The sequence below is a fragment of the Halostella litorea genome, assembly GCF_004785955.1.
Taxonomy (GTDB): domain Archaea; phylum Halobacteriota; class Halobacteria; order Halobacteriales; family Natronoarchaeaceae; genus Halostella; species Halostella litorea.
Genome location: NZ_SJER01000001.1, coordinates 1079612 through 1100649, shown reverse-complemented (window position 1 = coordinate 1100649; position 21038 = coordinate 1079612). Strand labels below are relative to the sequence as shown.

Below are 21038 nucleotides of genomic sequence, written 5' to 3'. Positions count from 1 at the left end.
ACGGCCCGCCCCTCAGCGGCTGACGAGCCGCCCCAGCAGCCCGCGGTTGTCCGCCACCAGCCGGTACAGCGGCTCGCGGGCGCGCTCGCTCCCCGGTACCGCGCGGAACGCCGCCACCGCAAGACTGTACGGCGGCCCGAGGCGCTCGACGGCCATCTCGGTCGCCTTCCCGCAGGAGTACACCGCGTCGGCGGTCAGCAGGTGGGCGCACGTCTCGTAGTCGTCGGGCAGACGGGCCAACTGATCGGGCGAGAGCTCCGAGAACCCGACGAGTTCGAACTCGCCGCGGGCGGCCGCGAACTCCGCCGACCACGTACAGAAGCCGCAGTCGTCGTCGTAGACGAGCCGCGGCGGGGCGTCGGGCATCAGTCGAAGCGACCCGTCTCGGCGTCGCAGTCCTCACACAGCGTCACGACGGCGTCGCGGTCGTCGGTCATCTCGACCCGCTGGCGCGTCGCCTCGCCGCAGTCGGGGCACTCGCGGCGGATCTCCGTCTCGCCGGCGTCCTGGGGCGCGCCCATCGCCAGCGCGACGACGCGCTCCTCGCCGCGGTTGACGCCACGCTGGAACTCGCCGGGGCCGAAGCGGACCAGTTCGTTCGGCCCGACCTCGACGTCGCCGTCGAGCGTGGCGAACGTCACTGTCCCCGCCTGCACGTAGAACACCTCCTCCTGCTTTTCGTGGGCGTGGAAGCCGTACGCGAAGCTCTCGCCGGGGGCCAGTTCGTAGTAGTTCAGCGCCAGCTCCGCCGCGCCGAGCGCGTCGGTCAGCGGCCGCACCACGTCCGCCGGCCCCATGCGGCTCTCCATGTCGTCGAGCGACTGCCGTTTCATGCCCGGAGCAAGGCCGTCGACCGGGAAAAGCCACGCGACCGCGGTCGGCGGGGGCCGCCCGCGCGGCGGCGGCCCGAACGCCTCGCCCGTCCCCGACTGATGGGTTTAAGAGCGCGACGGCCCGCGTGACACACATGGCGATCGACCCGCAGTTCGACGAGCACCGCGAGGTAGTCGAGGAACACGAGGGCCACGACGTGTGGGGACCGGTCGAGGAGCCGGAGACGCTGGGGATCCACGGCACCCACGTCGCGGTGGACTTCGACATCTGTCTGGCCGACGGCGCGTGTCTGGAGGACTGCCCGGTCGACGTGTTCGAGTGGGTCGACACGCCGGACCATCCCGAGAGCGAGATCAAGGCCGACCCGGCCAACGAGGCCCAGTGCATCGACTGCATGCTCTGTGTCGACGTCTGCCCCGTCGACGCCATCGACGTCGACGGGAGCCGGTCGGCGTAGGCGGCACCGCCGTGACCGCCCGGACCGCGCTCCCGCGGCGTCCGACACCGTAGCGCCTAAACGGGCGCTCCGCCTCGCCGTAGGTATGGACACGTACGACCTGATCACCCGGAACGCGGCCGAGGTGGTCACGGAGGACGAGGCGGAGGCGCTGGCCGAGGACCCCGACGGGAAGCGGGCGTACGTCGGCTACGAGCCCTCCGGCGTGCTCCACATCGGTCACATGCTGACCGCGAACAAGCTGATCGACCTGCAGGAGGCCGGCTTCGAGGTGACCGTCCTGCTGGCGGACGTCCACGCCTACCTCAACGACAAGGGCACGTTCGAGGAGATCCGCGAGACGGCCGAGCGGATGCAGGAGCAGTTCATCGCGTACGGCCTCGACGAGTCACAGACCGAGTTCGTCTACGGCTCGACCTACCAGATGGACGAGGACTACGAACTGGACCTGCACGCCCTGCAGGTGGAGACGACGCTCAACCGCGCCCAGCGCGCGATGGCGGAGATCCAGAGCGGCGAGACGGCGAAGGTGAGCCACGTCGTCTACCCGCTGATGCAGGCGCTCGACATCGAGTACCTCGACGTCGACCTCGCGGTCGGCGGGATGGACCAGCGCAAGGTCCACATGCTCGCCCGCGAGAACCTGCCGGAACTGGGCTACGACTCGCCGACCAGCCTCCACACGCACATCCTCGCGGACCTCGAAACCGGCATCGGCAAGATGTCCTCCAGTTCCGGCGTCACCATCTCGATGGAGGACACGACCGCGGACATCGAGGAGAAGGTAAACGCCGCGTACTGCCCGCGGACGCGGGACCCCGACCCGACCGACGACGGCGAGGAGCGCGAGAACCCCGTGCTGGAGGTCTTCCAGTACCACGTGTTCCCGCGGTTCGAGACGGTCGTCGTCGAGCGCCCCGACGAGTACGGCGGCGACCTGGAGTACGGGGAGTACGAGGCGCTGGCCGCCGACCTGGAGGGCGGCGAACTCCACCCCGCCGACGCGAAGTCGGCGCTGGCCGAGTACCTCGACCGGCTGATCGAACCCGGGCGGCGGAAGCTGTAAGCGTCGGCGGCGAGTTCCGGGGCGGCCGGGTTACACCATCCCGCCCATCCCGAGCGAGCCGAGCAGGTTGCTGACGAGGGCCTTCACCGTGAGGCCGAAGCCGAACAGCACCAGCGCCATGCCGGCGGCGACGATCGGGTCCGCGTACGCGATCAGACCGAGGCCGCCGAGGACGACGACGACGCCGACGATGCCGCTGATTCCGAGTTTGTCGAACATGGGTGCGCCGACGGCGGCCGAGGTATAAAGGTCGGCGATCCCGCCGACGACTCCCGCGATTTTAAAAGCCTGCCGTGCCTTGGTAGAGGCATGAGCGACAACCAGGGACGCAAAGACCTCCGCATGCCAGACGACGACGAGGTGTTCGCAACAGTGACCGAGATGCTGGGCGCGAACCGCGTCCAGGTCCGCTGTGCGGACGGCACGGAACGAACCGCTCGCATCCCGGGCAAGATGCAGAAACGCATCTGGATCCGCGAGGACGACGTCGTGCTCGTCGAGCCGTGGGACTGGCAGGACGAGAAGGCCGACATCACCTGGCGCTACGAGAAGCAGGACGCCGACCAGCTCCGCGAGGAAGGCCACATTCAGTAGCTCTTCTATGGCGACACCGCGAACCCACCACCCCGTAGCCGGTGATCCGTCCCCCCGACCATGACCGACGAGTACGGGCTGGTCGACCGGGAAAACGCCGACGCGCCGGGCGACGAGTGGGAGGAACTGGACGTCTCGGACACGGAGGCCGACCGCATCGCCCGCCGGCGGGACCGGGAGTTCGACGAGTTCCGGAAGAAGATAAAGAACAGCGAGCGGTTCAAGGTGGAGGCGTCGGTGTTCGACGACGCCACCTTCGCCGCGCTGTACAAGCTCGTACAGGACGGGTACGTCGACGCCCTGGGCGGCCCCGTCTCCACGGGCAAGGAGGCGAACGTGTACGCCGCGCTGGGCAGCGGCGGCGAGGTGGCGATCAAGGTGTACCGGATCAACGCCAGCGACTTCCGGGACATGCGGGACTACCTCACCGGCGACCCCCGGATCGAGGAACTCGGCGGCGACAAGAAGCGGGTCGTCCTCGCGTGGACGAAAAAGGAGTACGCCAACCTGAAGCGCGCGCAGGCGGCGGGCGTCCGCGTCCCCGACCCCATCGCCGTCGAGCGCAACGCCCTGGTCATGGAGTTCCTCGGCCACGACGGCGAGCGGGCGAAACGGCTCGCCGAGGTCCACGTCGAGAACCCGGAGACGGCCTACGAGGTGCTCCGGGAGTACGTCCGCCGGCTGTACGACGCCGGCCTCGTCCACGGCGACCTCTCGGAGTACAACGTCGTCGTGTACGACGGCCACCTCGTCGTCATCGACGTCGGCCAGGCGGTGACGATCCACCACCCCAACGCCGAGGAGTTCCTCGAACGCGACTGCGAGAACGTGGCCGCCTTCTTCGCCCGGCAGGGCGTCGACGTCACCGGCGACGACCTGCTTGCGTACGTGCGGGAACACGCCGACCCGCGGGAGAACTGACCCGCCCTAGTCGGCGAGCCACTCGACGGCCGCGGCGCGGCGCTCGACCAGCGTCGACAGGTGGTCGTCGTCGGGCAACCGGGTCAGTTCGGCGTCCGGCAGTTCGTCGGCGAGGTACGCCGCCCCCGAGAGCGGCGCGTTCGTGTCGCCCGCGCCGTGCCAGAGCCGGACCGGGGCCGCCGCGTCCGCGAGGTCGAACCCCCAGTCGCGGACGAACAGGCGCGTCTCGCGGGCGGCGGCCGCCGTCCCCTGGCGGTACGCCTCCTGCAGGTTCGCCGCGACGAGCGGGCCGAACGGCCGCTCGGTCCGCGCCTCGAACGCCGACAGCGGCCGGTCGCTGAACTGCCCGACGAGCGCCTCGGGGTCGGACCGCTCGACGGCGAACGACTGCAGTCGGAACAGCGCGCCCGTCAGCAGTGCCGACCGGCGCGCGACCGCGTTCACCGCCCGGTTCATCCCGCTGACCCCCTCCGACGGGGCGTCCGGCGGCGCGACGGTGCTGACGAGGGCGACGCGGGCGACGCGGTCTGGGCGGCGCGCAGCGACCGCGAGCGCGTGCGGGCCGCCGCCGGAGAACCCGAGCAGGCCGAACTCGTCGACGCCGAGCGCGTCCGCGAGCGCGGCGGCGTCGGCCCCCCAGTCGCCGAGCGTCCGGTCGGGGTCGGGGTCCGACCGGCCGACGCCGGGGCGGTCCGGGGCGACCAGCCGCACCCCGCGGCGCTCGGCGGCGTCGTCGAAGACCGCCGCGAGGAGCCGCGATCCCGGCGTCCCGTGGCAGTAGAGGACCGGCGTCCCGTCGCTCGCGCCGTACTCGGCGTAGGCGAGCGACCGTCCGTCGGGGAGGGCGACGCTGTCGTCGGGTTCGTGGAGGGCGTCTCGTGTCACGACACGGCGGGTTTCCCGCGACCGGAATAAGTCGGTTTCGTCACGGGACGGCTCTCGCTCCGCGCGCTACCGCGGCTCCGCGTCGACCCCGTCGGCCGCGGGGTCGCCCGCTTCGGCGCGGTCGTGGATGTGGCCCTCGCGCTCCCGCAGGTGGCGGGGCTCGCGGCCGTGTTCGACGGCGAGGGCCTCCGCGACGATGCTGTGTGCGATCTGGTAGGGCGTCCCGCCGCCCAGGTCCAGGCCGACCGGCGTGTACAGCGAGTCGAGGTCGGACTCGTCGACCCCGTCGAACGCCTCGCGCATCCGCTCGAACCGCTCGCGTGGCCCCATGAGGCCGACGTACGGGGCCGACGAGGCGAGCAGCGCCTCGACGGTGATCCGGTCGTCGACGAAGTTGTGGGTCATAACCACCGCGTGCGTCCGCTCGTCCAACGGCACGTCCGCCGCGACGCTCCCGGGCGAAGTCGTCACCGTCCGGTCGGCCGCGGGGAACCGCTCGGCGAGGTCGACGCCGCCGCGGAAGCCGACGACGGTCACGCGGAAGTCGTTCCGGACCGCCAGTTCGGTGACGGGGCCGACGTCGTGTCCGGAGCCGAACACCACCAGGTCCGCCGGGGCCGCGAGGCCGTCGACGAACAGGTCCAGCCCCGCCGACTCGACGCGCAGCGTGTCCGAACGCCCGCGCTCGGCGAGGTCGGCCGCCGGCCCCGCGATCCGGTCGGCCGGCCACCCGTCGGCCGGCGACCCGTCGGGCAGTTCGAGCCGGTCCTCGTCGGGGTAGTAGTACGCGCGGTCGCCCCGCTCGAAGCCCTCCTCGGCGTCGAGCACGGTGACGACGCCCACGTCGCGCCCGGCCTCGAACGCGTCGACGGCCGGCCGGTACGTCGCGTCCAGCGGTTCGAGCAGGACTTCGATGACCCCGTTGCAGCCGACGCCGAGGCCCCAGACGTCCTCCTCGTCGTCCTCCATCAGGTCGTAGGTGACCAGTTCCGGCCGGCCGCGCTCCCGGATCCGATCGGCGGCCGACAGGAGTTCGTGTTCGAGGCAGCCGGCGGTGATCGAGCCGACCCCCTCGCCGTCGGCGTCGAGGAGCATCTTCGCCCCCGGCCGGCGGTAGGCGTTGCCCTCGACGTCGACGACCGTCGCGAGGACGTCGGGCCCGCCGGCATCGAGGCTGTCGGCGACGTGCTGTACCACTTCCGTCTCCGGAACGCTCCAGTTGTGCTCGGACATGTCAGGTTGTCTCCCGCAGTTCGATGGTCGAGGGCCGTTCGCGCGCCGCGTACACCTTCCGGACGCCGCTGTCGTGGAGGTCGGTCCCGCAGGCCCCGCCCGCGACGGCCGCGCGGACGCCGGCCGGGTCGTCGACGCTGGCCCCCGCGACCACGTCGACGCCGGCGTCGAACAGCGGCTCCGGCAGGCACGACGCCGTCGCGCCGACGAGGACCACCGCGGCGTCGTCGGGGGCCGCCGCGAGGTACCGCTCGGTCCCGCCGTACACGAGCGTCGACCCGGTGACGAACACGACGTCGGCGTCGGCCATCGCCGCCGCCGTCCCCGCCGGGCGGAACGTCCGGACGTCGACGCTCGCCGGGGCCGACACGTCGCCGACGGCTCCGCGCTCGACGACCCGGACCTCCACGTCGGCGAACTTCCGGAACGCCGGGCGGAACAGCCCGACGGTGACGACGACGTCGACGGACCCCGCCAGCAGCGCCATCGGGTCGCCCGTCCGCCACCGGACGTGCGGGGCCGAGAGGGCGTTCAGCGTCGCGACGGCCACGGCGCGCGCCCCGCGCCCTTCCGCCGTGTCGCCCCCGGTCCCGTCCCTAATCGGGTCGAGCAGCGCCGCGACGGTGTCGCCGACGGGCGGCTCCCCGCCGGAGGGCCGGTGTGCCAGCCCCGCCGGCCGCGCGCCGTCGGCTCCCCCGTCGACGAGTTCCACGAACACCGCTGCGTCGCCGACGGTCACCCGGTCGAGCCGGGGGCCGGCGAGCGCGCCCCGCGCCCGGAGCGCGTCGACTACCGCCGGCAGGAGGCGGTCGCTCACGCCGGGTCACCCCCGTCCGCGGCGCTCCGCGACCGGCCACCGTCGCGCTCGTAGCCGACCGCGCCGGCGAGCCCCCGCGTCTCCAGCTGGCGGGCCGCCTCGGCCAGGTCGTCCGCCGCGGCGAAGCCGAACAGCGCGTCGACGTACGGCAGCACCGTCGCCATCCCGCGGGACGTCGGCTCGTACGCTGGCGAGACGGCGAGCGGGTTGAGCCAGACGACCGCGCTCGCCCGGTCGGCGAGCCAGGTGATCCCGTCGGCCAGGTCCGCGGAGTCGCCCACGTCGAGGCCGTCGCTGACGACCACGACGACGGTCCGGCGGTCGACCGCGTACGGGGCCGTCCGCCGGAGCGCGTCGAACGCGTGGCCGATGCGGGTGCCGCCGCCCCACTCCACGTTGGCGGCCCGGAGGGCGGCGGCCGGCTCGCCGTCGGCCCGCGCGAACGCGTCGGTCGCCTCGACGAGGTCCGTGTCGAACAGGAACACCCGGGCGTCGAGCGCGCGGGTCGTCGCCCGCTCGGCCAGCGCGAGCAGCGCGCTCCGGTCGACGGTGTCGAGGACGGAGCCGCTGACGTCCACGAGCAGGCAACAGCGCAGTTCGCTGGGCGTCGGCTCGCGCCGCGGCAGGTCCACCGGCACGCCGCCGGTCGCCAGGCTCGCCCGGAGCGCGCCCCGCGCGTCCACGTCCGGCCCGGCCGTCGCCCGCCGGCGACGGCGGCCGGGGAGCGACGACAGGGCGTCGACGAACCGGTCTATCGCCGCGGCGTCGTCGGGGCCGGACGGCGTCGCGGCGTCGACCGGCTGGCTCTCGCCGGCGCGGCTGTACCGCCGGGCGTCCCCCTCGCCGTCGGCCGGCCGGTCGCCGGACGCGCGGCGGCGGTCGGTCGGGATCCGGACCTCGATTTCCCCGTCGCCCCCGCCGTCTAGCTCGGGCGGGTCGGCGTCGGCGAGCAGGTCCGCGTCGCCGTCGTCCGCCCCGCCGTCCGCCGACGAGCCGGCGGTTTCTCCTTCGTCGTCGCCCGACGGGGACGGCCCGTCCGCGGCCGTGGCGATCCGGTCGAGCCCGGTCCGCAGGCGGTGCCAGAACGTCGGGAACGCCTCGTCGAACGCCTCGGCGTCGGCCCTCTCCGAGAGCAGGGTCGCGCGGAGCGCGGCCGCGACGCGGCGCTCGTCGTCCAACCCGACCGCGGCCAGCGCCCGGGCGGCGTCGAGGGTCGCGGACCCGGCGACGCTCGCGCCCTCGGCCCGCAGGTCGGCGACGAACCGGAACAGCTCGGTCAGGACGTGTTTCCGGGCGGCGGGGAAGTCCGGCACGCCCCCGTCGTCGCCGCGGTCGTTGAGGCCGGCCGGGCGGTCGCCGGCGTCGGTCGGCCCGTCCGGTCCGTCGTTCCGGGGCATGGGTCAGTCGACCCGTTCGCTCGCCGCGGCCGCCGCCTCCCGGAGCCGCTCTAAGAGTTCGGTGTCGACGCGCGAGACGTCCTCGGCCTCCTTCAGCAGGCAGCCGATCGTCCGGTCGATGGCGTCCGCGGGGATCGGTTCGTCCCCCTCGTGGCGGAGCCGCGCGACGGCGCGGGCCCAGTCCAGCGTCTCGGCGACGCCGGGCTGCTTGAGGAACGACTCCTCGCGCAACCGCTCGACGACGGCACACACCTCGGCCGCGACGGCGGCGTCGAGCTCCGGCACCTTGCGGCGGACGATCTCGTACTCCGTCTCGAACGACGGCGGCTCGACGTGGAGATACAGGCAGCGCCGCTTCAGCGCGTCGCCCAGCCCGCGGGTCCGGTTCGACGTGAGCACCACGACCGGCGGCCGGTCGGCGCTGACGGTGCCGTACTCCGGGATCGACACCTGGAAGTCCGACAGCAGCTCCAGCAGGAACGCCTCGAACGCCTCGTCGGCGCGGTCGATCTCGTCGACGAGCAACACCGGCGGCCGGTCGCCATCGGACCGGAGCGCCCGCAGCAGCGGCCGTTCGAGGAGGTACTCCTCGCCGAACACCGAGCCGACGCCGGAGCCGGCCGCGCCCTCGTCCACGGCGGCCTCGCGCCCGCCGCCCCGCCCCCCGTCGCCCTGCACCGCGAGGAGCTGCTTCGTGTAGTTCCACTCGTACAGCGCGTTCTCGGCGGTCAGCCCCTCGTAGCACTGCAGCCGGATCAGCTCCGTGTCGAACCCCTTGGCAAGCGCCTTGCCGAGTTCCGTCTTCCCGCTGCCCGGCGGCCCCTCGACGAGCAGGGGTTGACCTAACTGCAGGGCAAGCGAGACGGTCGTCACGGTGCGGTCGTCGGCGACGTAGTCGGTCCGGTCGAACCGCTCCCGGAGGTCTTCCTCGGTCACGTCCCCGAACGACGCCGCGGCGAGCCGCTCGCTCACGCGTTCACCTCCTCCACGTACGCGGACGGCTCGGACTCGAAGGAGTCGGCACAGCCGTGACAGCAGAAGTGGTACGTCCGCCCGCCGTGCTCGACGGACGCCGCGGCGTCGTCCGGGTCGACCGTCATCCCGCAGACCGGGTCGACGGCTGGTTCAGAGCCGCCCGCGTCGTCCCCGTCATCTGCGGCCGCATCCGCGTCGCTGTCTGCGGTCTCGTCGTCGGTCGTCTCGGCCCCATCGGCTGCACTACCGACGGCCGCGCCGCCCGACACGCCCGCCCGCACGTCGACGACTTCCGCGAGCAGGCCGGCGGCGAGTTCGGCCGGCGTGCGGGCCTCGATGTTGACGCCCGCTGGGTTGGTGACCGCCGCGCGGACGCTCTCGGGGTCGGAGTCGAGCAGGTCCGCGGCGCGTGCGACCTCCTCCTCGGCCCGCGCGTCGCTGGCGATCAGCCCGACGTAGGGCGCGTCCGCGGCGACGCCGGCGGCGATCCCGCGGGCGTCGTACTTCCCCATCGACGCGACGACGACGAGCGGCGACGGGCCGACCGCGGCGGCGATCCCGTCCGGGTCGACCGTGTCGACCACGTCGGTCCCGTCGGGCACGTCGCCGGCGTCGGCCGCGTCCGCGACGACGCGGGTCACGTCCAGCGCCAACTCGTCCGCGAGCCGGGTCAGCGACCCCGCGACCGGCGAGTCACCGACGACGACGAGTTCGGTCGTCGGCGTCACCGGTTCGAGGAATATCTCCAGGACGCCGTCGCTGTGACACGTCATCGGGAACGCGTCGAGGCCGGGCCGGTCGACCGTCTCCGGGTCCGGCGCGATCCCGACCAGGCGCGGCGCGTCGGCCTCTATCGCCTCTCGGCCCTGCGTCGCGACGATGGACTGGGCGCAGGCCGCGCCGCCGACCCAGCCGTGCAGTTCGCCGTCGGCGGTGACGACCGCGCGGTCGCCGACGTTCGACGACACCGGCGGCTCCCGCCGGACGACCGTCGCCCGGGCGTACGGCTCGCCGCGCGCCCGCAGTTCCTCTTCCAGCGTCGATACGTCACCGTCGTCGATCCGGCTCCGGTCGCCGTTCGGTTCGCCGTCTGCTGTGTCGTCGGTGGTCATCGTGTGGTGGTGTCGAACGCCCGGCGGGGGCGGTGCCCCGGCCGGCGTGCTCCGTCAGTCGTCGGCCGGTTCCCCGTCGTCCTCGACGCTGAACTCGACGTTGTGGACGGGCTGGTGGCTCAGCCCGACCTCGTCCAGTTTCTCCCAGACCACGTCGGGCGTCATCGGCATCTCGACGTGGCTGATCCCCTCGTGGGCCATCGCGTCGACGACGGCGTTGACGATCGCCGGCGGCGAGCCGACGGTCGGCGACTCGCCGACGCCTTTCGCCCCGATCGGGTGGTGGGGCGACGGCGTGACGGTGTGGCCCGTCTCGAAGTTCGGGATCTCGTTTGCGGTCGGCAGCAGGTAGTTCATGAAGTCGCCGCCCGTGACGTTGCCGTTGTCGTCGTAGGTGACGTGTTCCAGGAGCGCCGTGCCGATCCCCTGTGCGAGGCCGCCGTGGATCTGCCCCTCGATGATCATGGGGTTGATCCGGTTGCCGCAGTCGTCGACGGCGACGAACTTCTCGAACTCGATCTCCCCGGTCTCGCGGTCTATCTCCACGACCACGATGTACGACCCGAACGGGTACGTCATCTCCGGCGGGTCGTAGTAGTTCACCGCCTCCAGCCCCGGCTCCTCGTCGCTGGGGTGGTTCATGTACGCGCCCGCTGCGATCTCGGTGATGGTGATCGACCGGTCGGGCGCGCCGGCGACGTGGAACTCGCCGGACTCGCGGTCCCACTCGATGTCCTCCTCGGCGGCCTCCAGTTCGTTGGCCGCGATGGACTTGGCCTTGTCCCGCACCTTGCGCGCGGCGACGGCGGCGGCCGCGCCGGCGACCGGCGTCGACCGCGAGCCGTAGGTGCCCAGCCCGTACGGCTCGGTGTCGGTGTCGCCGTGTTCGACGGTGATGTCGTCGACGTCCATGCCCAGTTCCTCGGCGACGATCTGTGCGAACGTCGTCTCGTGGCCCTGCCCCTGCGTCTGGACGCCGACGCGCAGGACGGCGTTGCCGGTCGGGTTCACCCGGAGGTCGGCGGAGTCGAACATCTCGATGCCGGCGATGTCACACTGCTTGCCGGGGCCGGCCCCGACCACCTCGGTGAACGAGGAGATGCCGATGCCGAGCAGTTTGTCGGCGTCCTCCTCGATGCGGCGCTGCTGTTCCTCGCGGTAGTGCTCGTAGTCGGCCATCTCCAGGGCCTTGTCCAGCGCCTTCCCGTAGTTCCCGGAGTCGTAGTTCCATCCCGTCGCGGACTCGTAGGGGAACGCGTCCGAGGGGATGAAGTTCCTCCGCCGGATCTCCGCGGGGTCGACGTCGAGTTCGTCGGCGAGCACCTTCACCATCCGCTCGATGAGGTACACCGCCTCGGTGACGCGGAACGAACACCGGTAGGCGACGCCGCCCGGCGCGGTGTTCGTGTACACCCCCGTCAGCGAGCCGTGGGCCGCCTCGATGTCGTACGACCCGGTGAAGATGTTGAAGAAGCCGGCCGGGAACTTCGAGGGCTGGGCCGCCGCGTTGTACGCGCCGTGGTTGGCGAGCACGTCGACCTTGACGCCCTCGATCACGCCGTCCTCGGTGGCGGCGAGTTCGCCCGTCATGTCGTAGTCGCGGGCAAAGCCCGTCGTCTGGATGTTCTCCGAGCGCTCCTCGATCCACTTGACCGGCTCCTCCAGCACGTACGACGCCGCCGCGGCGACGACGTACCCGGGGTAGATCGGCACCTTGTTGCCGAACCCGCCGCCGACGTCCGGGCTGACGATCCGGACCTTGTGCTCCGGGATGCCCGACACCTGCGAGAACAGGGTGCGGTGGGCGTGGGGTGCCTGCGAGGTCATGTGGACCGTCATCTTGTCCTTGCCGGGGTCCCAGTCGGCGACCGCGCCGCAGGTCTCGATGGGCGCGGGGTGGAGCCGCTGGTACAGCATGTCCTCCTCGACGGTCACGTCGGCCTCGTCGAAGACGCGGTCGGTCTCCTCCCGGTCGCCCGTCTCCCAGTCGAAGATGTGGTTGTCCTCCTGGTCCTCCAGTTCCTCGCGGACGAGCGGCGCGTCGTCCTCCAGGGCCTCCTCGGCGTCGACGACCGGGTCGAGCACGTCGTACTCGACCTCGACCTTCTGTGCGCCGTCCTTCGCCGCGTAGCGGTCCTCGGCGATGACCGCGGCGACCTCCTGGGACTGGAACTTCACCTTCTCGTTGACCAGCACGTCCTGCGTGTCGTCCATCAGCGTCGGCATCGTCGCCAGGTCGTGGGCCAGCAGGTCCTCCGCCGTGAGGACGGCGACGACCTCGTCCATCGCCTCGGCGCGGGAGCCGTCTATCTCCTCGATCCGGGCGTGGGCGTGGGGGCTCCGGACGATCTCGCAGTGGAGCATCCCCGGCTTCTTGATGTCGTCGACGTAGTCGCCCCGGCCGGTGATGAAGCGCTTGTCCTCCTTGCGGCTGACCTCCTCGCCCATCCCGCCGCGGCCGTGGCCGCAGTGTTTCTCCGGCTCCGGCCCGTCGTCCTCGGGGTGCTGGTACTCCGTGTCGGCCTCGGGCGCGCCCTCGCGGTCGCTGCTCATTCGCCGTCACCCCCGAGGTAGTCGCGGTCGAACTGGTCGTCGAACGACTCGCCCTCCGGCCCGCCACAGCAATCTTCCAAGCCGCAGAACGTGTCGGCGTCGCCGGCGGGGGCGTCCGCGCTCCCCGCCGAGGCGTCCGCGCCGCCGTCCGCGGCGACCGTGCCGCCGTCCGCCGCGGCGCGCGCGTCGAGTTCGTCGGCCGCGTACTCGATGGAGCGGACGATGTTCTGGTAGCCGGTACAGCGACAGAGGTTGCCGCTTATCGCGTCGCGGATCTCCCCCTCCTCCGGGTCGGGGTTCTCGTCCAGCAGCGCCTTGCCGGCTATGAGCATCCCCGGCGTGCAGTAGCCACACTGGAGGCCGTGCTCCTCGCGGAACCCCTCCTGGAGCGGGTGGAGGTCGTCGGCCGCCGGCAGGTCCTCCATCCCCTCGACGGTGAGTATCTCCGCGCCGTCGGCCTGCGCCGCGAACATCAGGCAGGACTTGATCGGCTCGCCGTCCTTCAACACGGTGCAGGCCCCGCAGTTGCCGGTGTCGCAGCCGATGTGCGTGCCCGTCAGGTCCAGGTCCTCCCGGATCGTGTGGACGAGGAGCCGCCGCGGCTCCACCTCGACCGTGTGCTCGGTACCGTTGACCGTCAGCGTGATCTCCGTTTCGTCGGTCACTGTGTAACCCTCCGTTTCACCGTCCCGGCGCGCTCGGCGGCGTCGCCGAGCGCGCGCTGGGTCAGGACGTTCACCATCCGCTCCTTGTACGCCGCGCCGCCGTGCTCGTCGGACTCGGGGTTGGACTGCTCGGCGGCGAGTTCGCCGGCCGCCTCGAACAGGTCCGCGCTCGGCCGCTCGCCCTCGAGGCGCTCCTCGGCGTCGGTCGCCCGGGCGTTGGTGATGTCGACCGCCGTCATCCCGATCCCCGCCGTCTCGATCCGGCCGTCGTCGTCGAAGACGAGTCGGGCGGCGACGCCGGCCATCGCGTAGTCGCCGGTCTTGCGCTTCAGCTTGTGGTACGCGCTCCCCTCGTTCGGCTCGGGGGTCGGGACGCGCACCTCGGTTATCAGCTCCTCCGGCTCCAGCGTCGTGTCGTACGGCAGGAGGAAGAACTCGTCGGCGGGGATCGTCCGCTCCCCGTCCGGCCCCGCGGCGACGACGTCGCCCTCGTGGGCGAGGAGGACGCTCCCCCAGTCGCCCTTCGGGTCGGCCTGCGCGACGGAGCCGACGACCGTCCCGCGGTTGCGGATCTGGGGGTCCGCGACCAGCGGGGCGGTGTCGGCGAAGCTCCCGTAGCGCTCGTCGATCAGGTCCGAGTCCGCCACGTCGGCGTGGCGGGCCAGCGCCCCGAGCCGCAGGTACCCCTCTGACTCCTCGAGGTAGTCGAGCGAGTCGATGCCGTTGATGTCGACGACGACGTCCGGGTTCGCCAGCCGGAACCGGAGCATGGGCACGAGGCTCTGCCCGCCCGAGAGGATCGTCGGCTCGTCGAGGCTCTCCAGCAGGCTCGTCGCCTCGTTGACCGTCGTCGGCTCGTAGTGTTCGAACGGTGCCGACTTCATCAGAACATCCCCCGGATCCTGTCGGTGACGCCCGAGTCGGTCTCCTCGACCTCGGTCATCTCCGACTCGATAGCGCCGAAGAAGTTGTTCACGATCTTGTTGGCGACCGGGTTGATGACGCGGCCGCCGAGCTGTGCGATGCGGCCCGAGATGTCGGCCTCCGTCCACCACTCGATGCGGGAGCCGTCGCCGTCCTCCAGTTCGTGGATGCGCATCCCCGACTCCATGCTGAAGCCGCTGCTGCTCGCGGAGCCGGAGCCGACGGCCGTCATCTCGAAGTTCTCCTCGTCGCGGTCCTCGATGGTGACCGTCGTCTCGAACTTGGGCTTCACGCTGCCGACGCCGACCTGCATCAGCGCCGCGTACTGCTGGCCCTCCTTGAACGCCCGGGCGGCGACGACCTCGGGGTCGGCCTCCGGGAGCGTCTCGACGTCCTCCTCGGGTTCGTAGCTGTCCCACTCGAAGTCGTCGTCCATCGGCGTGATGTACTTGCAGCCTTTCAGCGCGTTCCGGACCGCTATCGGGTCCGAGAGGACGACCCACGCCTTGTCCGGCGGGACGTCCTCGAGTTCGAACTCCCCGTCGAACTCCATCACCGACCGCCCCCGTTCGTTCCTGTCCGCCCGACCTGTGCCGCCGTCATCTTTTATAACCCTCCACTATGAGCATACTATTACCACGCTCCATGTTATACGGTACCACCGTAATAAGGTTACTGAAAGATAAGGACAGTTTCATCGGGCCGCGGCGGTTCAGGGCTACTACATGACCGACGGACACGACCACGGCGGGATGCGCACCTGGCGCGAGGGGGCCGAGGCCGTCCGGGACCTCCGCGCCCGCCGGCTCGACGACCGCGGCACGGAGACGGTGCCGATAGACCGGATCGCCGGCCGTGAACTGGCCGGACCGGTCAGCGCCCCCGAAGCGGTGCCCGCCCGGAGCCACGCGACGATGGACGGGTACGCCTTCGACGCGACCGGGGAGTACCCGTACGACCTCGTCGACGCCGAGGTGTTCCCGGACGACGAGCCGCCGTCGCTGGCCGCGGGCGAGGCCGTCCGGATCTTCACGGGCGCGCCCCTCCCACCCGCCGCCAACGCCGTGTTGAAACAGGAGGAGGCGACCGTCGAGGACGGGCGGCTCTCCGGGACGCCGACCGAACCGGGGACGTACGTGTACGAGCGCGGGAGCAACGTCGCCGAGGGCGAGCGGCTGTTCGACGCGGGCGAGCGCCTCGGGCCGAAGGACGCCCTGTTGCTCGGCGACTTGGGCCTCGACGAGGTGCCGGTGTACGAACGGCTCTCGGCGGGCCTCCTGGCGACCGGGACGGAGATCCACGAGGGGAAACACCGCGACCTTGACTCGCCGATGCTTGCGGGGCTCGTCCGCTCGTGGGGCCACGAGGCGACCTACGAGGGCACCGTCCCGGACGAGTACGAACGCGTCCGCGACCGGATCGCCGCCCTCGCCGCCGAGTACGACGTCGTCGTGACGACCGGCGGGACCAGCGTCGGCGACGCGGACTACGTCGTCCGCGCGCTGGAGGAACTGGGCGACGTGCTGTTCCACCGCGTCCGCCTGCGGCCGGGCAAGCCCATCGCCGTCGCCGAACTCCCGGACGCGGTCGTCTTCGCCATCCCCGGCAAGCCGGTCGGTGCCCACGCCGTCACGTCGCTGGTCGCCCGGCCGTACTTCGCCGACGCCGGCGACCTGCCGACCGTCTCTGCGACGATGGCCGCCGACGTGGGCATCTCGGTCCCCGGGTTCGCGTACGCCGTGCCGGTGACGCTCGCGGACGGCACGGCGACGCCGCTGGGGCACGCGGACTCGCCGCTCTCCGTCTACGAGGACGAGTTCGACCCGAGCGTGCTCTCCTCCAGCACGCGCGCCACGCGGGCGGACGGCTTCGTGCTCACCGAGTCGGCGCTGTCGGCCGGCGAATCGGTCGACGTCGTCCCCTACCCCGTCGTCGAGCGCTGACCGGCGGCGTTGGGGCCGTCGCTACTCCTCGCCGTCCGGCGCTTTCCGCACCACGATGTCGCCGTTCTCGACGTGCCACTCGACGCGGTCGCCCGCGCCGACGTCGAGGAAGTTCCGGACCGGCTTCGGCACCGTCGTGAGGTTCTTCTCCGAGACTTTGGTGTCCGTGAGGTTTCCCATCGGCCCGTGGTACGACCGTAGCGTACACATAGCTTGTGCTACGGCGGCCCGTAGTCGACCCCCTCTGCACGACTCGCCGGGACGCTGCGGCGGGTGCCCGCCGGACTCGCCGCCGGTCCCGCGTTCCGCCCCTTCCGGTCCGAAATTTTACGTCCGCTCCGCGATACGTGCGACCATGATCCTCTGTGTCGACCCGGACGACCGCGAGCGCGAGCGGACCGCCGAGGCGCTGGCCGCGGCGGGGTTCGATACCCGGACGGCCGGGTCCGTCGCGGAAGCCCGGGAAGTACTCGCCGACGGGCCCGCGCTCGACTGCCTCGTCGTCGAGCATGCGCTCCCCGACGGCACCGGGCTGGAACTCGTGCGGGCGGCCCGCGAGACGGCACCCGACGCCGCGTGTATCGTCTTCACCGACCGCGGGATCGAGGAGATCGACACCGCCGCCTTCGGCGACGTCGTCGCGGAGTACCTCCCGAAGGACGGGCCGGACGCGCGGGACGAACTCGTCGCGCTCGTCGAGGGGAGCCTCGCGTTCCACAGCCAGACCGCCTACCCGGTCCCGGAGAACGAGGACGCGCGGGTCGCCGCCCTCGAACGGTACGCGAGCGACCCCGACGCGCTCGGGGCGTCGTTCGACCGGCTGGCGGAGCTGGCGACCGCGCTGTTCGACCTCGACGCGGCCGCGGTCGGGCTCGTCGACGCACACGAACAGCGGTTCCTGGCCTGCCACGGCGTCTCGTTCGACCCGATCCCCCGCGAGGAGACGGTCTGTACGTACGCCATCCTCGACGGGGACGTGACGGTCTTCGAGGACGTCCGGGACGACCCGCGGTTCGAGGACAACGAGGGGCTGGCGGCCGCGAGCATCCGGTTCTACGCGAGCGCGCCGCTGGTGACGCCGGACGGGGAGGCGATCGGCACCTTCTGCGTCTACGACGACGCCCCGCGGGAGTTCTCCGACCGGGACCGCGAACTCCTGACGATGCTCGCCGACGAGGCGCTGGACCAACTGGAGCTGCGCCGGCGGCTGCGCGAGCGTGGGGGTGAGGGCGATGCCTGAGGCCCCGTACGAGTTCGACGGGCTCCCGGTGGAACCGGTCCGTCCCGGGACGACGCTGCTCGTCTCGGGGCCGATGCACGCCGGCTCCCGCCGCCTCGCGTTGCGACTGCTCGCGGGGTCGGCCGACGAGGGGCGGGTCGTCATCACCACCAACAGCCGGGCCGAGCGGATCGCCGACGACTGCGCGGGCGTCGGCGTCGACCTCGACCCGGACCGGGCCGCGATACTGGACTGCGTCGGCGGGGAGGACACGGACGTGTCCGCGCGGGTGTTTCCGGTGTCCGGCCCCTCGGACCTGACCGGGATCGGGATGCGCTTTTCCGACGTCTACCGGGACTTCGACCGCGATGGGGTCGAGCGCGTCCGAACGGCGCTTTGCTCCCTGTCGACGCTGCTCTCGTTCGGGGAGCTCAGGGCCGTCTCCCGGTTCGTCCACACCCTCGCCGGCCGCATCGACAGCGTCGACGGGCTCGGGGTGCTCCTCATCGACCCGGTCGTCCACGACGACCGGACGCTCAGCACGCTGGGGCAGTTCTGCACCGGCCGCATCGAGGTCCGTGACGGCGACGACGCCCCGGAACTGCGGGTCCGCGGGCTCCCGAACCAGCCCCGCGACTGGACGCCGTTCGACCTCTCGCCGGACTGACCGACCGCGGCGGCCGGCGGGCACGCGGACGGCGCCGCCGCTCGCGGGCGTGGTCTTCGCGCGTATCGAGCGCCGGCCTACACCGCCGAGTTCCAGCGGTGCGCGCCGCCGTCCGACGCCTTCTCGAAGTCGAGGTCGAAGCGGTCGGAGTCGAGCAACACCGGCCCCGGGACGTACGCGTCGTCCCCGTCGACGGGGGCGAGGAGGTCACGGCTCGCCATCGTCGACAGCACGTCCCTGACCGTCCGCTCGCGGCCCGCAGCGAGATTGGCCTCCGCCATCACGCCGTCCACGTCGACGCGCCCCTCCAACATCGCCAGCCGGATCGCGGCCACCCACGCCGGCTCGCGCTTCGTCTCCCGACACATCGGTGTCTCATGGCATGGCGGGCGCGGTAATATAACTTGGTACGGTCACGTCCCCGACTCGCCGGCGGTCGCGTCGGCCGGTCCGTCCCGTGTAACGGAAGGCTTAACAACATTCTTGGCCTCGGTTAATACATGACCGTCGCAAGCGTCTCGATGCCCGAGGAACTCCTCGACCGCATCGACGAGTTCGCGGAGGACCACGGCTACACCGGCCGGAGCGAGGTCGTCCGCGAGGCCGCCCGCAACCTGCTGGGCGAGTTCGAGGACAAGCGTCTGGAGGGCCGCGAACTGATGGGGATCATCACGGTGATGTTCGACTACGAGACGACCGCCGTCGAGGAGAAGATGATGCACCTCCGCCACGAGCACGAGGACCTCGTCGCCTCGAACTTCCACAGCCACGTCGGCGAGCACCACTGCATGGAGCTTTTCATCCTCGAGGGCTCGCTGGAGGAGATATCGACGTTCGTCGGCAAGATCCGCGCGACGAAGGACACGCTGAACGTCGACTACTCCGTCATGCCGGTCGACGAGTTCAGCCCGCTCTCCCCCGAGTAGCCCGGCCCCGTAGCTTCATTGCGTCCCGGTCCGTTGGCCGACGCGATGAGCGACTCCGAGGGCGACCGCTCGGCGGACGCCGTGTTCGGGCTGCTCGCGGACGACACCCGCGTCGACATCCTCCGGGCGGTCGCGGTCAAGCAGGCGGAACTGACCGGCGTCGGGTCGGGGCCGATGCGGCTGTCGTTCTCCGAGATATACGAGGCGGTCGACGTCGACAACACGTCCAAGCTGTCGTACCACCTGGGGGAGCTGACCGGCACCTTCCTCCGCAAGGACGAGGACGGGTACGCCTTCAGCCACGCCGGGGAGGAACTCGTCCGCTTCGTCCTCTCTGGCAACTACGACCGGCCGCCGGAGTTCGGCCCCGTCGAGACGTCCGGGACGTGCCTGTTCTGCGGGGCGGAGACGCTGGAGGCCCGGTTCCAGCACGAGATGTTCTTCATCGTCTGTACCGACTGTGAGGAGCCAGCGATGGGCTACTTCCTCAAGCCCGCGCAGGCGAAGGCCTTGGACGGCCAGGAACTCGTCCGGATGGCGATCCGGAAACAGACGTTCGACTACCGGCAGGTCAGGCGCGGGGTCTGCCCCACCTGTGCCGGGCCGCTGTCGACCGAGGTGATGGACGCAAGCGACTCGCCGCTGCCCGACGCGGACACGTTCCTCGCGGTGGACCGCTGCGAGGCGTGCCTGCGGCGCTACTCGGGGCCGCTGACCTACGGCGTCGCGCACCACCCGGCGTCGGTCGCGTTCCACTGGGACCACGGCATCGACGTGATGACCGAGGGGATCCGGCTGTTCAACGACCGCCTCCGCGACGGCCGCTGGACCTCGGAGCGCGTGGCGACCGACCCGGCCGAGTACGCGGTCGAACTGCGCGAGGGCGACGACGTGCTCCGCGCCCGCCTCGACGACACGGCGACGGTGACCCGCACCGAGCGCGTGCGCCGCCGCGGCGGCGCGGACGCCGATACCTGACGGGTTCGTTACAAAACCGTCGTTGAGCCAGTTCGGCCGCTGTGCGGACGCCACCCGCCCAGCGGCGCGTATCGGCCCGTATCCGCCCCGCGTGGCTCAAACGCGATTTTGAAACCATTCCGGTAATATATCAAAAACTCGATAATACTTATGGGCGTGTCGGCCGCCCTCACGAACGAGGAATGCCCATGAACTCGACCGAACGACCCGACCGCACGGCTGAGCGCTCCGCCGCGGCCGACCCGGTGCGGGACCGCCCGATGACGACCGACGAGATACGGGCCGCCTACGCCGACCAGGCCGACCGGCTGTACCGCTTCGACTTCGCCGACCGCCTCCTCGCGGGGCGGTACCGACGGCGGCAGTTCGGGGACGCCGAGGGCCGCGTCCTCGACGTCGCCTGCGGCACCGGCACGAACTTCCCGTACCTGCCCGCCTCCGTCGACCTCGTCGGCGTCGACGTCAGCCCGGAGATGCTGGCGAAGGCCGGCGACAGGCTCGACGGCCTCGCTCTCGACGGCACGCTGCGCCGGATGGATGCGCAGGACCTGGAGTTCCCGGACGACAGCTTCGACACGGTGATATCGGCGCTCTCGACCTGCACGTTCCCCGACCCCGTCGCCGCGCTCCGGGAGATGGAGCGCGTCTGCGACCCGGACGGCCGGATCCTGCTCGTCGAGCACGGCCGGAGCGACGTCGGCCCCGTCGCCCGATTCCAGGAGTGGCGCGAGGACGCCCACTACGCCTCGGCCGGCTGCCGCTGGACCCAGGAGCCGCTCGCGGTCGCCGCCGAGGCGGGCCTGTCGGTCCGCGAGGCCGAGACGAGCTTCCTCGGCATGATCACGACCATCGAGGCCCGGCCCGAGTGAGGC

Annotated in this window: 25 protein-coding genes; 10 read left to right on the top strand and 15 right to left on the bottom strand. The window is 71.7% G+C overall.

Annotation, left to right across the window (positions count from 1 at the left end; translation table 11 throughout):
* Window positions 1–12: 12 nt before the first annotated feature.
* Together EYW40_RS11265 and EYW40_RS11260 are read right to left on the bottom strand one after the other, a co-directional pair.
* Complete coding sequence (locus tag EYW40_RS11265; protein ID WP_135821698.1) at window positions 13–366, bottom strand: thiol-disulfide oxidoreductase DCC family protein; 354 nt, start codon at window positions 364–366, stop codon at window positions 13–15.
* On the bottom strand, window positions 366–833 hold the full coding sequence (locus EYW40_RS11260; RefSeq protein WP_135821697.1) for a cupin domain-containing protein: 468 nt from the start codon (window positions 831–833) through the stop codon (window positions 366–368). The genes EYW40_RS11265 and EYW40_RS11260 overlap by 1 nt, the downstream gene beginning before the upstream one ends.
* Window positions 834–967: 134 nt before the next feature.
* Between EYW40_RS11260 and EYW40_RS11255 the strand changes: the two genes are divergently transcribed.
* Together EYW40_RS11255 and EYW40_RS11250 are read left to right on the top strand one after the other, a co-directional pair.
* On the top strand, window positions 968–1291 hold the full coding sequence (locus EYW40_RS11255) for a 4Fe-4S dicluster domain-containing protein (RefSeq protein WP_135821696.1): 324 nt from the start codon (window positions 968–970) through the stop codon (window positions 1289–1291).
* Between the two features lie 85 nt (window positions 1292–1376).
* Entirely contained in the window at window positions 1377–2357 is a 981-nt protein-coding gene (locus EYW40_RS11250; RefSeq protein WP_135821695.1) for a tyrosine--tRNA ligase, read from the top strand.
* A 30-nt stretch (window positions 2358–2387) separates the two neighbouring features.
* Here the strand turns inward: EYW40_RS11250 and EYW40_RS11245 are convergent, their stop codons facing one another.
* A complete protein-coding gene (locus EYW40_RS11245; RefSeq protein ID WP_135821694.1) occupies window positions 2388–2576 on the bottom strand; it encodes a DUF7470 family protein in 189 nt (62 codons plus the stop codon).
* 90 nt (window positions 2577–2666) lie between these two features.
* Between EYW40_RS11245 and eif1A the strand changes: the two genes are divergently transcribed.
* Together eif1A and rio1 are read left to right on the top strand one after the other, a co-directional pair.
* A complete protein-coding gene (gene eif1A, locus EYW40_RS11240) occupies window positions 2667–2951 on the top strand; it encodes a translation initiation factor eIF-1A (RefSeq protein WP_135821693.1) in 285 nt (94 codons plus the stop codon).
* A 60-nt stretch (window positions 2952–3011) separates the two neighbouring features.
* Entirely contained in the window at window positions 3012–3872 is an 861-nt protein-coding gene (rio1, locus tag EYW40_RS11235) for a serine/threonine-protein kinase Rio1 (protein ID WP_135821692.1), read from the top strand.
* Between the two features lie 6 nt (window positions 3873–3878).
* Here rio1 and EYW40_RS11230 read toward each other — a convergent pair whose 3' ends face one another.
* From EYW40_RS11230 to EYW40_RS11185, 10 genes are all read right to left on the bottom strand, one after another.
* Complete coding sequence (locus tag EYW40_RS11230) at window positions 3879–4757, bottom strand: alpha/beta fold hydrolase (RefSeq protein ID WP_135821691.1); 879 nt, start codon at window positions 4755–4757, stop codon at window positions 3879–3881.
* 66 nt (window positions 4758–4823) lie between these two features.
* A complete protein-coding gene (locus EYW40_RS11225; RefSeq protein ID WP_135821690.1) occupies window positions 4824–5990 on the bottom strand; it encodes an XdhC family protein in 1167 nt (388 codons plus the stop codon).
* A 1-nt stretch (window position 5991) separates the two neighbouring features.
* Window positions 5992–6807 (bottom strand): Rossmann-like domain-containing protein, encoded by an 816-nt coding sequence (locus EYW40_RS11220; RefSeq protein WP_135821689.1) that lies wholly within the window; start codon window positions 6805–6807, stop codon window positions 5992–5994.
* Window positions 6804–8204: a VWA domain-containing protein gene (locus EYW40_RS11215; RefSeq protein WP_135821688.1), complete on the bottom strand. Its 1401-nt coding sequence runs from the start codon at window positions 8202–8204 to the stop codon at window positions 6804–6806. The genes EYW40_RS11220 and EYW40_RS11215 overlap by 4 nt, the downstream gene beginning before the upstream one ends.
* Window positions 8205–8207: 3 nt before the next feature.
* Window positions 8208–9176: an AAA family ATPase gene (locus EYW40_RS11210; RefSeq protein ID WP_135821687.1), complete on the bottom strand. Its 969-nt coding sequence runs from the start codon at window positions 9174–9176 to the stop codon at window positions 8208–8210.
* Window positions 9173–10291, bottom strand: a complete 1119-nt coding sequence (locus tag EYW40_RS11205) for an XdhC family protein (protein WP_135821686.1) — start codon at window positions 10289–10291, stop codon at window positions 9173–9175. The genes EYW40_RS11210 and EYW40_RS11205 overlap by 4 nt, the downstream gene beginning before the upstream one ends.
* A 54-nt stretch (window positions 10292–10345) precedes the next feature.
* On the bottom strand, window positions 10346–12844 hold the full coding sequence (locus EYW40_RS11200; RefSeq protein ID WP_135821685.1) for an aerobic carbon-monoxide dehydrogenase large subunit: 2499 nt from the start codon (window positions 12842–12844) through the stop codon (window positions 10346–10348).
* Window positions 12841–13509 carry a (2Fe-2S)-binding protein gene (locus EYW40_RS11195; protein ID WP_135821684.1) on the bottom strand — a complete coding sequence of 223 codons (669 nt, stop codon included), beginning with the start codon at window positions 13507–13509 and terminating at the stop codon, window positions 12841–12843. The genes EYW40_RS11200 and EYW40_RS11195 overlap by 4 nt, the downstream gene beginning before the upstream one ends.
* The gene (locus EYW40_RS11190; RefSeq protein ID WP_135821683.1) at window positions 13506–14393 is read right to left on the bottom strand and encodes an FAD binding domain-containing protein; all 888 of its coding nucleotides are present in this window, start codon (window positions 14391–14393) and stop codon (window positions 13506–13508) included. The genes EYW40_RS11195 and EYW40_RS11190 overlap by 4 nt, the downstream gene beginning before the upstream one ends.
* A complete protein-coding gene (locus EYW40_RS11185; RefSeq protein ID WP_202614503.1) occupies window positions 14393–14986 on the bottom strand; it encodes an SRPBCC family protein in 594 nt (197 codons plus the stop codon). The genes EYW40_RS11190 and EYW40_RS11185 overlap by 1 nt, the downstream gene beginning before the upstream one ends.
* Before the next feature lie 172 nt (window positions 14987–15158).
* On the opposite strand from EYW40_RS11185, the gene EYW40_RS11180 reads away from it, so the two are divergent.
* A complete protein-coding gene (locus tag EYW40_RS11180) occupies window positions 15159–16376 on the top strand; it encodes a molybdopterin molybdotransferase MoeA (RefSeq protein WP_135821681.1) in 1218 nt (405 codons plus the stop codon).
* A 21-nt stretch (window positions 16377–16397) separates the two neighbouring features.
* On the opposite strand, the gene EYW40_RS11175 is transcribed toward EYW40_RS11180, so the two are convergent.
* Window positions 16398–16556: an AbrB/MazE/SpoVT family DNA-binding domain-containing protein gene (locus tag EYW40_RS11175; protein WP_202614502.1), complete on the bottom strand. Its 159-nt coding sequence runs from the start codon at window positions 16554–16556 to the stop codon at window positions 16398–16400.
* A 175-nt stretch (window positions 16557–16731) separates the two neighbouring features.
* Here EYW40_RS11175 and EYW40_RS11170 point away from each other — a divergent pair, with 175 nt between their 5' ends.
* Window positions 16732–17616: a GAF domain-containing protein gene (locus EYW40_RS11170; protein WP_135821679.1), complete on the top strand. Its 885-nt coding sequence runs from the start codon at window positions 16732–16734 to the stop codon at window positions 17614–17616.
* A complete protein-coding gene (locus EYW40_RS11165) occupies window positions 17609–18262 on the top strand; it encodes an RAD55 family ATPase (RefSeq protein WP_135821678.1) in 654 nt (217 codons plus the stop codon). Before EYW40_RS11170 ends, EYW40_RS11165 begins: the two co-directional genes overlap by 8 nt.
* Before the next feature lie 77 nt (window positions 18263–18339).
* On the opposite strand, the gene EYW40_RS11160 is transcribed toward EYW40_RS11165, so the two are convergent.
* Window positions 18340–18630 carry a hypothetical protein gene (locus EYW40_RS11160; protein WP_135821677.1) on the bottom strand — a complete coding sequence of 97 codons (291 nt, stop codon included), beginning with the start codon at window positions 18628–18630 and terminating at the stop codon, window positions 18340–18342.
* A gap of 132 nt (window positions 18631–18762) precedes the next feature.
* Here EYW40_RS11160 and EYW40_RS11155 point away from each other — a divergent pair, with 132 nt between their 5' ends.
* The 3 genes from EYW40_RS11155 (at window position 18763) to EYW40_RS11145 (ending at window position 21035) form a co-directional block, all read left to right on the top strand.
* Window positions 18763–19188 (top strand): CopG family ribbon-helix-helix protein, encoded by a 426-nt coding sequence (locus EYW40_RS11155; RefSeq protein WP_135821676.1) that lies wholly within the window; start codon window positions 18763–18765, stop codon window positions 19186–19188.
* Window positions 19189–19233: 45 nt separating this feature from the next.
* Entirely contained in the window at window positions 19234–20166 is a 933-nt protein-coding gene (locus EYW40_RS11150; protein WP_135821675.1) for an ArsR/SmtB family transcription factor, read from the top strand.
* A gap of 188 nt (window positions 20167–20354) precedes the next feature.
* Window positions 20355–21035 (top strand): class I SAM-dependent methyltransferase, encoded by a 681-nt coding sequence (locus tag EYW40_RS11145; RefSeq protein WP_237560596.1) that lies wholly within the window; start codon window positions 20355–20357, stop codon window positions 21033–21035.
* Window positions 21036–21038 lie beyond the last annotated feature (3 nt).

What these genes read in the sequence shown, in the direction of transcription:
- EYW40_RS11265 (WP_135821698.1), bottom strand. Translation starts at nt 366, where the DNA reads ATGCCCGACGCCCCGCCGCGGCTCGTCTACGACGACGACTGCGGCTTC.
- EYW40_RS11260 (WP_135821697.1), bottom strand. Translation starts at nt 833, where the DNA reads ATGAAACGGCAGTCGCTCGACGACATGGAGAGCCGCATGGGGCCGGCG.
- EYW40_RS11255 (WP_135821696.1), top strand. Translation starts at nt 968, where the DNA reads ATGGCGATCGACCCGCAGTTCGACGAGCACCGCGAGGTAGTCGAGGAA.
- EYW40_RS11250 (WP_135821695.1), top strand. Translation starts at nt 1,377, where the DNA reads ATGGACACGTACGACCTGATCACCCGGAACGCGGCCGAGGTGGTCACG.
- EYW40_RS11245 (WP_135821694.1), bottom strand. Translation starts at nt 2,576, where the DNA reads ATGTTCGACAAACTCGGAATCAGCGGCATCGTCGGCGTCGTCGTCGTC.
- eif1A (WP_135821693.1), top strand. Translation starts at nt 2,667, where the DNA reads ATGAGCGACAACCAGGGACGCAAAGACCTCCGCATGCCAGACGACGAC.
- rio1 (WP_135821692.1), top strand. Translation starts at nt 3,012, where the DNA reads ATGACCGACGAGTACGGGCTGGTCGACCGGGAAAACGCCGACGCGCCG.
- EYW40_RS11225 (WP_135821690.1), bottom strand. Translation starts at nt 5,990, where the DNA reads ATGTCCGAGCACAACTGGAGCGTTCCGGAGACGGAAGTGGTACAGCAC.
- EYW40_RS11215 (WP_135821688.1), bottom strand. Translation starts at nt 8,204, where the DNA reads ATGCCCCGGAACGACGGACCGGACGGGCCGACCGACGCCGGCGACCGC.
- EYW40_RS11205 (WP_135821686.1), bottom strand. Translation starts at nt 10,291, where the DNA reads ATGACCACCGACGACACAGCAGACGGCGAACCGAACGGCGACCGGAGC.
- EYW40_RS11200 (WP_135821685.1), bottom strand. Translation starts at nt 12,844, where the DNA reads ATGAGCAGCGACCGCGAGGGCGCGCCCGAGGCCGACACGGAGTACCAG.
- EYW40_RS11190 (WP_135821683.1), bottom strand. Translation starts at nt 14,393, where the DNA reads ATGAAGTCGGCACCGTTCGAACACTACGAGCCGACGACGGTCAACGAG.
- EYW40_RS11185 (WP_202614503.1), bottom strand. Translation starts at nt 14,986, where the DNA reads ATGGAGTTCGACGGGGAGTTCGAACTCGAGGACGTCCCGCCGGACAAG.
- EYW40_RS11180 (WP_135821681.1), top strand. Translation starts at nt 15,159, where the DNA reads ATGACCGACGGACACGACCACGGCGGGATGCGCACCTGGCGCGAGGGG.
- EYW40_RS11175 (WP_202614502.1), bottom strand. Translation starts at nt 16,556, where the DNA reads ATGGGAAACCTCACGGACACCAAAGTCTCGGAGAAGAACCTCACGACG.
- EYW40_RS11170 (WP_135821679.1), top strand. Translation starts at nt 16,732, where the DNA reads ATGATCCTCTGTGTCGACCCGGACGACCGCGAGCGCGAGCGGACCGCC.
- EYW40_RS11165 (WP_135821678.1), top strand. Translation starts at nt 17,609, where the DNA reads ATGCCTGAGGCCCCGTACGAGTTCGACGGGCTCCCGGTGGAACCGGTC.
- EYW40_RS11160 (WP_135821677.1), bottom strand. Translation starts at nt 18,630, where the DNA reads ATGTGTCGGGAGACGAAGCGCGAGCCGGCGTGGGTGGCCGCGATCCGG.
- EYW40_RS11155 (WP_135821676.1), top strand. Translation starts at nt 18,763, where the DNA reads ATGACCGTCGCAAGCGTCTCGATGCCCGAGGAACTCCTCGACCGCATC.
- EYW40_RS11150 (WP_135821675.1), top strand. Translation starts at nt 19,234, where the DNA reads ATGAGCGACTCCGAGGGCGACCGCTCGGCGGACGCCGTGTTCGGGCTG.
- EYW40_RS11145 (WP_237560596.1), top strand. Translation starts at nt 20,355, where the DNA reads ATGAACTCGACCGAACGACCCGACCGCACGGCTGAGCGCTCCGCCGCG.